The organism is Legionella sp. 16cNR16C (assembly GCF_021297775.1).
In the GTDB taxonomy this organism is placed as follows: Bacteria; Pseudomonadota; Gammaproteobacteria; order Legionellales; family Legionellaceae; genus Legionella_C; species Legionella_C quinlivanii_A.
Genome location: NZ_JAJTMX010000002.1, coordinates 1,233,603 through 1,249,228 on the forward strand (window position 1 = coordinate 1,233,603; position 15,626 = coordinate 1,249,228).

The following is a 15,626-nucleotide window of genomic DNA, read 5'->3' on the forward strand; positions in this document are numbered from 1 at the left end:
TCATATTGAAATTAGACCCACACGAACAATTTGAATAATTTGTTCAATAATGTTTTTTGCATGTTCCATTCCAAAACCTAAATCTTTACACGCTTTGAAAAAAATAGGTAATAATTTTTTTCGAATGTCTGCTTCTGTATTTTGTTGATTCAAGGAATGTTCCGCAATTGAAACATTAATTAGTTCATCCACAGTAAAGGCAAGATCAATCCATTTTTTTTGTTCTTCTTCTGTGAGAGTTGCAAAAGAAACAGGAAGTTGAAGCTTGAATACTCCATAATAAGCTTGTGCATGGTGATTATCAGAAAAATCTGCTGGAATTTCCTTTAGTTTTCTGTTCAGCACATCATGTTCAAATTCTTGAAATAGTAAATATTGTTTTAATGGATGTTCAAATAGTTCGTCTGCCTCTTTTATGGCTATTTTTAAAAGTTCTGAAAATGTTTCTTGCGCATAGGGATCATCTCTTAAATCCTGTTCAATCATTTTAGCTATGCGTGTTTTTATGATATCTGTTTCATTTCTTGTTTTTTCTTCATTCCATTCTTCAGGTCGCTCTTGGCGTCCCATTTTGCCAACTTCATATACACCTACTGGCTCTTTAATTTGCACACCAACAACATGTTTATCCATGAGCTTTTTTACAAGCTCGGCGTACTTATCATATATAATGATTTCACCTGCATCGAGTTTTGCAATTTGGCGCAGGCTGGTGAATTGTTTTAATGTCTCTTTATAGTGTGTACGTTGGGTATCAGTAATACTTTTATCATCAAAAAAGCTATCAGACTGTAAGGCAACTTTGAGGCAATTCGCAAATTCACTCAGTGCATCGTAGAAATCCTCTCTAACTTTCAGATTTGTATCGACGAGATCGCCATCAACTTCTTGTATTTTGGGGATAAGTACTTGCCTTAGTTGTTCAAAATCACCTTTGTTTTTAACTTCTTTGAAGATTTGCCATAATGCATCATAGAGCACGGGAAGACGTTTATATTCACTAGACATTTGATGATATAGACCATCCAGATCGGTAATGTCATAACCTTGTTGTGTTCTGGATGCTAAATCCTGATATTTGGCAATAGTAGTATCAAGCTCTTTAAGGATTCCTCTATAATCAATCAATAATCCAAATTTTTTCTTTTCATGTAATCGGTTAACACGAGCTATAGCCTGAATTAAATTATGCTCTTTTAGCTGCTTATCGATATAGAGCACCGTATTTCGCGGTTCATCAAAACCAGTAAGCAGCTTATCAACAACAATAATTATTTTTAAATCTTCATCATTGGCAAAACGCTCTATAACCTGTCTTGTGTATTCGCGCTCATCTTGATTACCAACATTATCTTTCCACCATTTTGTTACTTCTGGAATTTTAGACTCATCTACTTCCACGTTTCCCTCTCTGGTATCAGGAGGAGACATTACTACGGCGGATTCAAATAATCCAACTTCATCTAAATATTTTTTATAACGAATAGCGGACAGTTTGCTGTCACAAGCAATTTGTCCTTTTAAGCCCTCATCAATATTTTTTACAAAATGGTGCGCTATATCTAGAGCAACAAGCTCAATCCGATTTTCAGAGCGGTAGATTTCGCCTTTTTTGGCATATTTTTTCTTTAAATCAGCCCTTTGCTCCTCAGAAAGTTCCTCAGTTATTCTTTCAAACCAAGAATCTATTGCACGGTCATTGACCATGAGTTCAGGACGTCTTTCTTCGTATAAAAGCGGTGTCACCATTTTATCTTCTACTGCTCGCTGCATGGTATAGGCATGGATAATAGACCCAAATTTATTCGTTGTTTTATCTTCTTTAAGCAAGGGCGTACCTGTAAAGGCAATGAAGGCAGCATTAGGCAAAGCCTGTTTCATTCGAATATAATTTTCCCCACCTTGTGAGCGGTGGCCTTCGTCCACTAAAACTACAATATCACGACTTAAATTCTTACATTGTGGTAATTTTGCCGCAGTATTAAATTTTTGAATGAGAGAAAAAATTACACGTTCAGTGCCTTTGCTGATTTGCTCTGCCAACCGTCTGCCCGATGTGGCTTTTGCATTTGAAAATTCTGTTTTTCCAGAAAACTCACCACCAGAATGAAAGGTATTAGATAGTTGTCTTTCCAGATCGACGCGATCAGTTACGACAACGATACGACATTGTTTCAAACTGTCATGCAAAATGAGTGCCCGTGATAAAAAGACCATCGTTAGCGATTTACCAGAGCCAGTCGTATGCCATATAACGCCACCTTCACGCCCTCCGTCAGGGTTTGGTGTGTTAATTCGTTCAATAAGCCGCTGGATACCAAAGAACTGTTGATAACGTGTAACGATTTTCCCTGCTTTCTTGTCAAACAACATGAAATAACGAGTCATATCGAGTAATCGTTGGGGTGATAATAAACTGATGAGCAGTTTATCTTGACCTGTTACAGCTAATTGTCCTTGCGAAATGAGTTTTTCAAACCAAACTCTATCTGTTACTCGCCGGTGGTTAAAAAAGCCGTCTATTTGTTGTGTGGTAAGGGCTAAATTTTTAATTTGATTGAATTGATTCTCATCTATATCTTCGTCTCGCCAAGTCGCCCAAAATTTTGCATCTGTTCCTTGTGTTCCATATAAGCCATCAACGCCATTAATAGATAATAAAAGTTGGCTATAGGCGAATAACTGAGGGATTTCGCTTAAACGCTGGTTACGTAGATGTTGTGATATTCCTTCCTCAATCGTTGGGCCTTTCTTACCATCTGGACGTTTCGCCTCGATGACTGCGAGTGGTAAGCCATTAACGAAACAAACAATATCAGGGCAACGGGTTTGTACACCACCAGCACCCAAAACAGAATATTCTTCTGTCAATAGAAAACTATTATTTTGGATATCATGCCAATCAATCAGCGGAATAGTCGGATTTATTTTTTTACCACCAACAAACTCAGTGACAGTAATGCCATATAAGATGTGGTTATATATCTGTTCATTTGCTTTGGTTAATCCTTCATTTAATGCAGGTGTGCTAATTTCTGCAACAATCGCATCAATCGATTTATCAGAAAGCGGATACTCTTTTCCTGCATATATAAAGCGGCGTTTTCGTAACACATCATATAGTGCAGCTTTTAAGACTACCTCATTAGGTTTACCATCACGTAAAGCTAAGGCTTGTTCTGGAGATAGGAAAGTCCAACCTAAATTGTTAAGAACAACAAGCGCAGGTATTTTTGCGCTGTATTCTTCTTGAAAACGAGGTAATTGGGTCATAGTTGCCCCTTATTTTTTAACCACTGCCTTCCTTTCTCTGTGATAGCGTAAGCTTGATTTGGATGATTTCGTACCTCTGGATGAGTATACGTTATCAAACCTTCTTCACACATAGGTACAAGTTGTTTCGTTTTTAAAGCACTCGCGTTTCTATTAAGAATAGTCGCCATTTGATCTGCAGAATACGAGTGATGTAGGCATAACTTCAAAATGACGGGCTTTATCTGACGAGACTTTGGAGTCAATCGTTCAATTGCCTCTCGCAAAGCATCAGGTAAGTGACAACTATTTGCATCGAGGTCACTACCATTTCGATTGAGGTCATTACCATTTGCCATGAGGTTACTATCATTTCTATTGAGCTCATCTCTATTTTGATGCTCAGAAGGATGATAGCTCATCAGCAAATGAGTCGGTTTATAATAGGTATTACGTCCACTTCCACCCTTTTCAATCAAGTGGTATTGTTGCCAAAGGCGACCAAGCACTTTACTTGCTGCCAGCGTATCTAAGTCTGTAATTGCTCGCAGAGCACCATTATCGATGGCTCCCACCTCTCTAATTAAGACCAACGCTTTAGCTTCATCAGAACTTAAACTCAAGTCTCTAAACTGCTTTAACCAAAGCAATTGCTCTTCATTCATCAGTTGATGGAGTAAAAAAGTTGCTTTGAAATAATTGCTTTGTCTATTTGATAATAATATGGGTTTAGTTAAACCTGCATCATTTAATAAACGTTGCATCGTCCGAAATCCGGTTCCTTTCGTTTCTGCAAAATCTAGATCATATAAAACATGCGAAAGAATTGGGTTTCTCAATTCAGAACCAGTATCATCATATTCGTCCAAAGACTTCAAAGAATAACCTGCATTTCGGATCTCAAGACGATTGCTATAGCGCACAACTATTGTTGGCTGGTGGACATGGTAATCTCGATGCATCACTGCGTTCACAATCGCCTCGCGAATCACTTTTTGAGGCAAGAACGGCTGATCGGAACGTTGTAGCTGTCCTTCTTCTAAACGAAAATAGCGGGGCATGTCATCTAAAATCACATTTTCAAGTTTAGGGATAAGAGTTAATAATGGTTCTCGCAGATCAAGGGAGTACTGAAAACGTTGTTCTGGATCTTCTACCCATTCAGTGCCAGCAACCCGAACATAATCTACACGCACAGCGGGTAGTAATCCGCGCAAAGAAAGTGTTTTGCCAAATAAAAGTAATCCGGCAATATTGGGGGCATACTCGCCACCATGTTTTTTAACTACACGCAGCGCACGGAGTAACCCTAAATCATCGGCTTGTAACTCTTCGGCATTAGGACGAACCTTTGAACGTAGTTTGCGGTACAGGGCGATAGCATTTTCATCCAAATCATCGAGAGTAGTATCCGGCAAAATAATTTGTTCATAGCTGATGCCAGCCTTTGCCATTAAAATAGGCTCTAACTCTTTTTCATTGCATTCATAATCACCGTTTGCACCGCGTCGCCAGACGCCTGTTTTACGCTTGTTATGTTTATCAGGTTTTCCAATAAAACGGCATGGTTTTGCATTAGGTTCAAGTTCATGTACAAAAACACCAATGACTGATTTGCCATCAAATTTTTCGTGCTTACATTCAATACGAATGGGATGCTCAAACTGTGTGCGACAATTATTTTGCAGCTCATTTAATAACTTGTCGATATTTTCAACACCACTAACCCAGAATGTGTTATGTTCAGAATCTGGTTCAGCAATACCAAGAAGCAGCCAACCCCCGCCTAACCCTGGTTCGTTTGCAAAGGCACAAATAGTTTGCATGATTGAGTGACCCATATCACTTGCGCGTTTAGCTTCGATACGTTGATGTTCATCGAGTTCGATTAGTTCATCGAATATTTGTTTGGTAGTCCAGGTCATGCAGAATCCCCTATAGGCTCTAGGTTTTTATTGCAGTTTATGAAGAAAAAATCAGCTTGATTTCCCATTAGGCCTTCCGCATAAAGACTTAATAACAATTTATCGATCCTAGTTTCATTACTCAAAAAGCTGAAATATTCTTCTGTTAACAATGGTCTATTCATCAATGAGATGATTCCACCTGATATGGCTAGAATATAACCTATGTTTTCTTTGTGCATTAATTCCTGTAAAGCTTTAAATCTGGGGGATTCGATTTTGTTTTTTATTGTATTTTTTATTTGGTAGATGAAAGTATATTCGTCATATCCGCACTTAAAATCTTTATCGGAACCGGATAGTATTTTTGTAGACAATGGTGTGCTTTCTAAATCCAAAATTATTTGTTTTAATACAGTTTCCTTGAGTTTTGGAAATAAAATGCGTAGTAAACTACAAGCCTTTAAAAAATCTTTCATGGAAAACTGGTCTAAAGACTCAAATTTTAATGGATATTTTTTATTTTCTAACTCAGGGTAAAGTACACACATAGAAGTTAAACAATCATAAGCATCTCTCCATCTTTCAGTTAATTGTTTCGATCGATGTGTTTTAAGGGCTAATAAAATTTCTTGATAACATTCTTCGCCTGAATTGAAAATATCAACAGCTCTACTTAGAATTTTGTCTTGTGTTGGCATAGTGACTTCGACAAAGTATCTTTTACTGTTAAGGGTAATTAAGAAATCAGGATAGTTTATATTCTTAACAGTGTTTTCATTTTTGTAGTTATCAATCAGAGCATTCTTCTTTAAAGTTGTTGTGAAGTTAGCCCCTATTTTAAATAGATACTCAGCAACTCTGAATTCAAATAAGCGGGTTGCTAATTTTTGCTCTTCGGGATGATAAATTTTTACTGTAGATTGATTCTGAAACCTTTTTAAGTCATTGAGAAAATTCTCGTCCAAATAGTCGGCAAATATTCCGTAGCCGTTTGTTAATATATCAATAATTGTGCTTCTGACTTGTTCAGAATAGGGAATCTCGTTGATATCAATTTGGGGCCATGTATTCATATTGATACTCGCCGCTTACCAGTTAATAATTGCTGTATTAATGCTTTTTTCTCTTGCCTTAAACAACATAATTTTTGTTTTAACACTTCTATTTCAAGATCAGCGGTAGACAGTACCGAAGCAATTTTTTGTTGCTCTTCAGAAGAAGGTAACCCAACAACAAGATTAGCAAATATTGAAATCCAATGCCGCTGATGTCCTCCAATGGGATATTTCAGAATTTGCATTGCTTCGAATACATACTTTATTGAAATGCCCTCTTTTGCTTCTAAGATTTTCATTGCACTAGATTTTGCTTTAAATGGAAAGTTTACAAACTTACTAGCGGTGGTAAAGTCGTCAAATATGATTACTGGTAGATTCTTGTTGAATATTCCAAAATCTTCATTTGTGTAACCTAGTATAAATGTTTTTCCAGCGGTTAATACTGGTACTTGATGTTCATTAGAATAACCGGTGGACTTCACCAGATAAGGTGTTGGTTGTTGGTAATCTAACAACTTGCCTAACTCTACTTTTTTCCACACACTATCAAATCCCGGAAAATGCTTTTTCCCAGTCAGCAATTGTTGCATTAACGCTTTTTTCTGTTGCTCGCTGTTGGCTAATAATTTTTCGGTGATGGTGATGGTTTTGCCCCATGTTGATAGGATTTGGGCGATTTTTTTTTGTTCAGAGAATGGAGGAAGAGCAATTTTTAATTTTTTGAAATAAGGTAAACCAATTGTTTTAATTGTTGAGCCAACTGCTTGTCTCTCAAATTCTTTTTGATAAAGCTGAAGCCAATAGTATAAAAACCAGCTGTATATTTTGTTTAAATTATCACATTTCCAAGCAATAAAATGCTGGCTTACTGCCATAGGCTCTGCCATAACACCACTCTTTCCTATGCCCGCATCTCTAGATAACACAACTGTCTCTGCAGGATGAATTTCCGCTGAGGAATTATTTATACCTTCTTGTGAAATTTCTTTATCCGTTTGAAACACATAGCCTTTATCTAATCTATGAGAGTCAGCAAGGGAAATCCATTTTATACCCCCATTCCAATATTCTGGGCAAGACTTACTAGGCGTATGGCCACTACATCGCTTTGCAAATTTATCAAGTAAATCATATTTCCATCCCGAAGGAATTAATTCTAAGTGTAGATTACGAGCCATAACCCAACTCCTTCAAATAGGCTTCCATTTGAATCTCAAGCTCTGCTAATTCTTTTTTCAGTAATATACGCTCAGCCCTAACTGCCATTAAATCAATTTCTTCTTCTTCTTCAAAGGTATCGACATAACGAGGAATGTTTAGGTTGTAGTCGTTTTCTTTGATTTCATCTAGGCTTGCAAGATAAGAATATTTATCAATAGATTGACGTTTTTTGTAGGTCCCAATAATTTTCTCAATGTTTGCTTGAGATAGCTGGTTTTGATTTTTTCCTGACTTAAATTCTTTAGATGCATCAATAAAAAGCACTTTTTCATCTAATTTTTGTTTTTTGAAAATAAGTATGGCCGCAGGTATACCGGTGCCATAAAAGAGTTTTTCAGGTAGGCCAATCACGGTATCAAGTAAATTCTCTTCAATCAATTTTTGTCTAATTTTTCCTTCGCTGGATCCTCTAAATAGAACGCCATGTGGCACAACCAAGCCCATGCGACCTGTTTTAGGTTTAAGCGTTTCAATCATATGTAATATAAATGCATAATCGCCTTTGGTCTTAGGTGGTATCCCACGGCGAAAGCGGCCAAAATGATCGTTTTCAGCCTCTTCATGCCCCCATTTGTCTAGTGAGAAGGGGGGGTTCGCTGTGACAATATCAAACAGCATCAGATGTCCTTTGCTATCCAATAGCTTTGGATTTCTAATGGTATCGCCCCATTCAATCTTATGATTATCTTCACCATGCAAAAACATATTCATCTTGGCGAGCGACCATGTCGACCCAATAGCTTCTTGTCCAAAGAGTGCATAATTTTTTTGATGGTGGTTTTCTCGGATTAGTCGACCACATTTCATTAATAAAGAGCCAGAACCACAAGCAGGATCGCATATGCTGTCACCGGGTTGAGGATCAAGTAATGTTGCTATCAAACTGGATACTTCGGGAGGAGTATAAAATTCTCCAGCTTTCTGTCCACCACTGGCAGCAAAGTGTTTGATAAGATATTCGTAAGCATTGCCAATGATATCAAGTCCAGCGACACGAGAAGGTCTTAAGTTCAATTCAGGCTTGGCAAAATCCTCCAATAAATGCCTTAATATAGTGTTCTTCTGCTTCTCTTCACCCAGCTTATCAGTATTAAAACTGATATCTTGGAAAACACTTTTAGCGTTATCGCGTAGTTTGGTACCATTTGCTTCTTCTATAGCATGTAAGCACAGGTCAATTCGTTCACCATTTCCGGGTTCATGGCGTCGTTCCCAAAGGTTTTTAAAGGTTGCTTGAAATTGATCTCTAATAGAGCCATCTTCATTTTTAAGAACAATTTCAGGAATCACAAAGCGTTCATTTTTCATCATTTCATGAATTAATTCCGGCTCATCGCCATATTGCTTTTGATATTCATCAAAATGATCTTGCCAAACATCAGAAATATATTTCAGAAAGAGCATGGTTAGAATAAAATCTTTATAGGTATCAGCACTAATCGTTCCACGAAAAGTATCACACGCTGCCATCAGCGCTTTATTGATAGTGTCTTGATTAACAGGATCGGCATTGATGGGTATAGTGTTTAACGCATTGCTATTTAGCATGATGGAACTTCCTCTTCATTCAATTGGGTTTGGCTGATTTCATTAAGCAGTGTTTGCATAAGTAACTCACCATTTGCGATTATTTTGTCCGCTAACTGTTTTTCTTTGCTAATGGTTTTAGCTAATTCTATGATGGTTTTTTGTTGCTTTAATGTAGGTAAAATAATTGGTGTTGCTTCTAATACCTGTCTACGAATACTTGGCGTTGTACTACCTTCAGCATTACTGAGAAAGTAGCGTTGTGCGATAGTTTGATTTAAAAACCAAGCTATATATTCTGGTAGAACATCAGGAACATTTAAACGAATTACAAAGAATTGAGGTGCTGCAATCGCAAGACGCTCTTTTAGCTCAGCATCTATTAATGCGGCGTAATTACGCTGGCCTCGTGCTGCGAATAAGATATCCCCAGACTGAAGTGATACCAGAGATTGGCGGCTGGGTAATAAAGTCTCTATTACTGTGCTCCAGTTTACATTATATGTTTCATTAATGTCTTTCATTTGAACACAATAAACGCCTGAGTTTTTAAGTTCAGGAATTTTTCCGCGAAATGAATAGCCTGCGCTAATTTTTGATATGTTTATCAGCTCCAAAATAGTAGCATCCTTTGTAATGATGTTGATAATTATCGAGTGCAACGCAAATTTTGTCAAATTTATTTTGCATCAATGATAAGGATGTAATAATTTTCATCTTTAAAAAGGAGTTCACTTTATGACAACAGACATCCGCACTATAATCTCTACGCTGGAACAATTGTCTTTGGCGGGTTATGTTTTCAGAGGACACGAAAATTTTAAGTATCAACTTATCCCTAGTGCTTTTCGAGAGCAATCGATAGCGCAAATGAAAAAAGATTTTGGAATTCACGCAACGATTACTGAGAAATGGTTTGTTAGCAAAGAAATTAATAATGTCATTGTATCATGGTATTCCCCCAATCCCATTTATTCTCAGAATCCAACGATATATTTATTAAAAGAATATTGTCTATATTTGATGCTTTATAACCACTCTCTCCACATTTTTGTAAAAAACAACCATAACAAGGTTTCTGAACAGGATAAAGCCAATCTTTTATTACGTGATGCTGAATATTGGAGACAAGAAACAACTTTTCAACAAATGTTTGAAAGATATCTCCCGACAATTATTAACCGTTACAGTATAAAAGATGGTTCGTTGATACATAAAGCCGACCCCTATGAAGATTTAGCTGGTGTTGACGAAACACTACCTCAGCACTATGGGATACCAACTGCAGCATTGGACTGGTCATATAATTTTCATGTGGCTATTCATTTTGCTTTAGGAGAAACATATGGGCAAAACTCCCAATTTCTTGCCCTATACGCTTTTAAAGTCCTTGATCTGCAGTTACCAGTTAAGATGCTCGATAGAAATATACAGTTAGAGAACATAAGAGCAGACAGACAAGAGGGTACATTCAGTTGTTTCACGCACCCCTGTTCTTTTTTTCTGCAAAATGGGCTCTTCCCATCAGTGAATCATTTTAGCCAGCGTTACAATAATCGACTAGATACCCGTAGGTTTGAACTAAAAGAGTTTTTGATTGAGCGAACTGAAAGTAACTTATGCTATCTTAAAGGGCTTTTAAATGAAAAGGGTATAAACCAGCAGTTCCTTTTTCCTGATCTGTTTGAATTTGCTCAATCCAGCTCTTAAGTAGTGGCTATAAAGTGATGTAACTAATGAACCTTAAAAGTACGAATCATGACTGAAATAACAAAATACTTTTTTGAAAAAAATTGCGATGTGCTTAATCAATTAAATCATTATGCACCGAATGACGCACAATTACTTGATATTCCATACTACATGATGGCAGTAGATCCTTTCTTGCTCACATTTAATAGCCCGCCTATACAAGATGCCAGAAAAGGAGCTCTGACGTGGTCAAGTAAAACGTTACAACCCAGTTAAGCTATTTTTTGTAACAGCAATTTAGCTTGTTTTTCATACTGATTGGGAGAAACATATCCTTTCTGCCGCTGCCTTGCGCTCATATCCTTGCGCTAGTACCAGGCTTATCGCATCCAGTTTAAATTCTTTTGAATATTTTGCTCGTTTTGTCATCTTTTTCTCCAGTTAAGGTACATTATATCTCTTAACTGGGGTGGTCGCTTCTATTAGACCACGTCAATGTATTCCTGTTCCAAACGTAGACGAGTTCCGAAACGCTGTGTTTGCAATGCCTCATACAATGACTGCTCTTCTGCAGTTAAATAGTTCAGGGAGCTTTGACTCTGTTTCGGTTCTATTGTCCAATGAACTTTATGACTAAGCAGGGTAGTTTCATCCATAAGGAATGACTTTGTCTGAGGAAGGATTTTCCTGCACTGATTTAAAATAGCAAAGCCATGCGTATCAATGTCCCCCCAATACCAAACCTCTTTATCCAAAAGCCAGGAGGCCTGTTCCAGAAAATCAAACCCATAGCCTCTGCCGAAAATTACCAGAGACTTGGGAATCTGGGGAAAAACCAGGGCATTAATATCATTTTCGACTATGAAAACTGCTTGCACGGGTAAGGCGAGTTTAGAAAAAGCCTGTGTAGTAATACTTAAATCCGATAAGCCCTGGATGTGACAGGTTTCATCCAGAATACGAAAACGAACCAGATTAGGTTTTTCATTGAAGCCATATCGTGCCGCAAAATTCGCTCTCGCGCTCCATTGCTGCTGAATTCCATCCACAGGCAAGAGCAGATCAAACCACTCGCTTAAAATGGATTGATGCTGCTCTATAAATTTTGAATCTATTTCAGGCAAACTAAGCTGTCTCATATAAATACCGGGCTTAGGATTTTGTAACATCCATTGCATGACCCGCAATAATCTGGGGATTACCTCATGATAAATGAGCACTTGATGTGGTTTTTTTATAATCCATGCTCGCAATGCAGGGATCTCGGCTAATATCCGTCTCGCTACACGCAGAAATAATTCTCCGTTACGGTGCTTTCCCAACCAGGTTAGAACATCTTGCACAGAAGCGATAGAGAGTGATTTTGGCAGCTCATTGCGACCCAAAGATCTGTGATTTATAACTTGCCAATCCAGATGAAATCCGGGAATAGATGACAAACTCCGAATTTCAGAAACCCAAATTTGAGCTTCAGTAAAGCATTGCCCTAAATCAGCCGAAGAAGGGGCTTTCAAAGAAAAACGAAGCGGAAAAAAATCAGAAGGCTCTAAAAGCTCTGTTAACAAACGACCGGAATCCCAAAGCGCCTCCAGTTTCTTTTGAATTAAAAGTTTACTTGCCCATCGTCTATTAGGTTGCAAGATAAGCCTCTTTTTCTTTTCTATATTCGTCTATCGTTAGATGCCTTAACAAAGACTCGCCTCCTTCCTTGCTATGGACAAATCCTACCGAAGCAACATAAGGCTCTATGATATGAATCTTTTGTAAAGGTGTTACCACCAATAACTGTAATCCCATTGCTTTAAACAAATCCAAACCAAAACGTGCCGATTCATCAGAACCTCGCCCAAAAGCTTCATCGATAACAACAAAACGAAAACTTTGCTGAGATGCTCTATCTGCCTGTAAACCAAATTGATAGGCAAGGCTGGCAGCCAAAATGGTGTACGCCAATTTTTCCTTTTGACCACCTGACTTACCTCCCGAGTCGGTGTAATGCTCGTGTTCACTATGATCTTCCAGCCATCGCTCAGACGCTGCAAATACAAACCATTGGCGCACATCGGTCACTTTACGGGTCCAGCGTTTATCAAGTTCTGTCGTTCCTTCTCGTCCCCGAAACCGCTCGATGATGGCCTTTACCTGTAAAAACTTATGCTCGGCATACTGAGCAGCTTCCTGGCTGCTCAGACTCCCTTCAGTGCACTGGCGCAAATCCGTACGGAATTGACGCAATTCCATATCACGAGTATCTTGAATTTCCAAAGCGATATAGCGTCCAGGGTTATACTCTATTTCTTCAAGAGACCGATTGATTTGTGCAATGCGCTCTTTAATATCTTGTACTTCCCGGTTAAGTTGTGACTGGAAATTGGCAATTTCTCTTATTGTATTTTCATTCAATAAAGCCTTAAAGCGTTCTTCAAAGCGAGGTAAATCATCGGCTTGCAAGTTAGATAACATGAGTTTAAATTCATTTCCTGCCTCCAGCCGTGCATCAACCTCTTGTGTTTCAGCAGGGTAGTCACGCCGATATCCTTCCATCGCTTTAATAATTCGCTCTTCCAACGTTTTCATTTTACTATCCTGGCTATCAATTTTCTTTTGAATCCAGAAACGTAAGTCCTGCTGTTTATTATCACAGGATTCTATAGTGAGCTGGTGACTTCCCAAAGCCTCCGCTCTATAGCGCTCCAATGCCGTAATTAAGGCCGCTACCTCACCACAGTCTTCAGGTAAACACTCTTGCTCGCAGGTGGACAACTGCTGTTGTGCCCACTCCATTTTAGCTTCGCTTTTGGAGGTTTTATCTTTTTGCTGGTCTAATTGCTGTTCCAGCGACTTGATATGCTCTGTAGTTTTTTCCAAAGCCGCATTGAGTTCTTTTAGCACATCAGAAGCCTGCTCCAGACATTCTTTTTCCTTTTCCAGAGTCGCAATAATTCGAGTTAATTCTTGCCAGCAAAGCGCTTCAAATTCTTTGAATGCTTCCAGACGCAGAATGTTAATTTTTTCCTGGTCTAATTCTTTCCTTGCACTTTGCTGTTGACTAATCTGGATGGACAATTTATGCAAGGATTGTTCTTGCTCTTGCTTTTGAAGTAGCAAGATTTTGATTTTTTTCTGATTATTCCAGCCCAAAATGTAGCGGCTTTTATCATTAATCGGATACCTGTCATCCTTTTCATGCCGCTGACCAGAAAATTTAATCTGTCCTGCGGGTGTCACTGCCTGTTGCGCTTTGCGAAAATCATCAAGATTTTCACAGCATAGAAAATCAAAGCGTTTACTTAATTCCAGCTCCAGCCAGGTATAAAACTCTGTATCGGGTTTAATTTGTATTTTTTCTACCAGGGAACCTGGCTGAATTGCCTTTTGCTGTCTGGAATCAATCGCGGCAGGTACACGATAATAAACTAAACGACCTTTCAAATGAGTGCCCTCAACCCAGGCACTGACAGTTTGATAATGCCTGTCTGGAACTAGCAGCGATAGGCCAAACTGATGCAGTAAACGTTCGGCAACGCCTTCCCAGCGCGATTCGCTATCCTGGATTTGCAATAACTCGCCAATAAACGGCATATCGTCCTCTGGGAGATTTAAAGCCTGGCATAGTTGAGTTCTGAGCACAACTTGTTGAGCACTGATATTGCTTTGCCGTTGCCGTAAAGATTGAATTTCCTCTTCAAGTATCTTATGTTGCTGTTGCTCTGTTTTGAAGCGTACTGTACAATCGGTAATTTCATTTTGCATAACGCTTTCGCGAATTTCTCCATTTTGCAAACGCTGTATTAATGCGGCCTGGTTTTGGATGAATTGCTCAAAACTGTCTGGAAACGGTAACTCAAGATCTCTCGCCAGAAGTTCATAGTCTTTCGCTGTTTGTTTGCGTTTATTCTGCTCACGTACATGCCCTTCTATTTCAAGACGCAAACGCTCAGCGCGGTCACCCCCATTCACCAGAAGTTCTCGTGTGAGATGATCTCTTTCTGCCAAGGCACTGGCCCGGTTGTCATTCAAAACAGCAATCCGGTTTGTTCCTTTTTGTATATCTTCTTTCAAATTCTCGATACGCTGCCTCAATAGCCCCGATTTAAGATAGGCAAAATAATATCGTAACCCCTCGCGACATACACGCCAATGCTCCTTTTGATTGATAACCTGGTTATGTAAATCCAAATCCTTAACTAGTGGACTAAGCTTTTGAATCTGCGCTTTCGCTTTAACCACCGCATCATGCGCCCGGTTTAAATCATCAAAATGTTGGATTAAAGATTCAATACGTGAGGCAACATCGAAAGCCTCCAGCATGTGATCGCGAACAAATTCCGTTAAGTTTCCTACCGATTTCATCGATACCGTTTGGTGAAAGAGCTCCAGCGCCTGATCATGCTGAATCCCAAAGCGACGTTTGAACGCTGCGGCATACGGAGGGAAGCTATCAAAAAGCAGTTCTGACGAGGAGAGAAGGCGTAAGCGCTTTTTGAGTTGATTAATATTCTGACCAAAATGAGTAAAATGAGATGCAATACTCAGTACCTCATCCGCTACCACAAAAAAACGTGCTGGCTGTCCCCCGCTATCTTTAATCCAGAAAACTTGAGCAAGCGTTACGGATTGCTGTGTCGCTTGATTATGAAAAACCCCTAGAATCACTGAATAATGACTATTATTTCTTAATGCCACAGGTTTTGCGGCCTGACCAGCCTCACTACGTTCCGACTTATAATAGCCCAGCACATAAGAAAGCAGGCTGCGCTCCTTTGCTTCAGCTCCTGCCGCCTTATTGTATGCAATACGATGCGCGGGAACTAACAAGGTAGTAATAGCATCCACTAATGTAGATTTTCCTGCACCAATATCTCCTGTCAGCAAACCATTCTTGCCTTCCAACGCTAAATGCCATACCCGCTGATGAAAAGTACCCCAATTAAATACCTCTATTTGCTGTAGACGAAATCCACTCATG

10 protein-coding genes and 1 pseudogene are annotated in these 15,626 nt (G+C 38.8%); 2 read left to right on the plus strand and 9 right to left on the minus strand.

Annotated features, from left to right (window positions below):
* Genes LXA66_RS09300 through LXA66_RS09325 form a run of 6 tightly spaced genes read right to left on the minus strand, consistent with a single transcriptional unit; the run spans position 1 to position 9,642 of the window.
* On the minus strand, positions 1-3,273 hold the full coding sequence (locus tag LXA66_RS09300) for a type I restriction endonuclease subunit R (RefSeq protein WP_233012925.1): 3,273 nt from the start codon (positions 3,271-3,273) through the stop codon (positions 1-3).
* Positions 3,270-5,177 (minus strand): RNA-binding domain-containing protein, encoded by a 1,908-nt coding sequence (locus LXA66_RS09305; RefSeq protein WP_233012926.1) that lies wholly within the window; start codon positions 5,175-5,177, stop codon positions 3,270-3,272. Before LXA66_RS09305 ends, LXA66_RS09300 begins: the two co-directional genes overlap by 4 nt.
* Positions 5,174-6,232 (minus strand): hypothetical protein, encoded by a 1,059-nt coding sequence (locus tag LXA66_RS09310; RefSeq protein WP_233012927.1) that lies wholly within the window; start codon positions 6,230-6,232, stop codon positions 5,174-5,176. The genes LXA66_RS09305 and LXA66_RS09310 overlap by 4 nt, the downstream gene beginning before the upstream one ends.
* A complete protein-coding gene (locus LXA66_RS09315; RefSeq protein ID WP_233012928.1) occupies positions 6,229-7,395 on the minus strand; it encodes a restriction endonuclease subunit S in 1,167 nt (388 codons plus the stop codon). Before LXA66_RS09315 ends, LXA66_RS09310 begins: the two co-directional genes overlap by 4 nt.
* The gene (locus LXA66_RS09320) at positions 7,385-8,986 is read right to left on the minus strand and encodes a type I restriction-modification system subunit M (protein WP_233012929.1); all 1,602 of its coding nucleotides are present in this window, start codon (positions 8,984-8,986) and stop codon (positions 7,385-7,387) included. Before LXA66_RS09320 ends, LXA66_RS09315 begins: the two co-directional genes overlap by 11 nt.
* Positions 8,980-9,642 carry a restriction endonuclease subunit S gene (locus LXA66_RS09325; protein WP_233012930.1) on the minus strand — a complete coding sequence of 221 codons (663 nt, stop codon included), beginning with the start codon at positions 9,640-9,642 and terminating at the stop codon, positions 8,980-8,982. The genes LXA66_RS09320 and LXA66_RS09325 overlap by 7 nt, the downstream gene beginning before the upstream one ends.
* 61 nt (positions 9,643-9,703) lie before the next feature.
* Between LXA66_RS09325 and LXA66_RS09330 the strand changes: the two genes are divergently transcribed.
* Both LXA66_RS09330 and LXA66_RS09335 read left to right on the plus strand, forming a co-directional pair.
* A complete protein-coding gene (locus LXA66_RS09330; RefSeq protein WP_233012931.1) occupies positions 9,704-10,675 on the plus strand; it encodes an FRG domain-containing protein in 972 nt (323 codons plus the stop codon).
* A 48-nt stretch (positions 10,676-10,723) separates the two neighbouring features.
* Positions 10,724-10,933, plus strand: a complete 210-nt coding sequence (locus LXA66_RS09335) for a hypothetical protein (protein WP_233012932.1) — start codon at positions 10,724-10,726, stop codon at positions 10,931-10,933.
* A gap of 54 nt (positions 10,934-10,987) precedes the next feature.
* On the opposite strand, the pseudogene LXA66_RS09340 reads toward LXA66_RS09335, so the two are convergent.
* From LXA66_RS09340 to LXA66_RS09350, 3 genes and pseudogenes are all read right to left on the minus strand, one after another.
* Positions 10,988-11,086: pseudogene (locus LXA66_RS09340) on the minus strand (transposase); the annotation flags it as partial.
* 53 nt (positions 11,087-11,139) lie between these two features.
* Positions 11,140-12,297 (minus strand): Wadjet anti-phage system protein JetD domain-containing protein, encoded by a 1,158-nt coding sequence (locus LXA66_RS09345; protein ID WP_233012933.1) that lies wholly within the window; start codon positions 12,295-12,297, stop codon positions 11,140-11,142.
* Positions 12,287-15,625: an ATP-binding protein gene (locus tag LXA66_RS09350; RefSeq protein WP_233012934.1), complete on the minus strand. Its 3,339-nt coding sequence runs from the start codon at positions 15,623-15,625 to the stop codon at positions 12,287-12,289. Before LXA66_RS09350 ends, LXA66_RS09345 begins: the two co-directional genes overlap by 11 nt.
* Position 15,626: the final 1 nt, after the last annotated feature.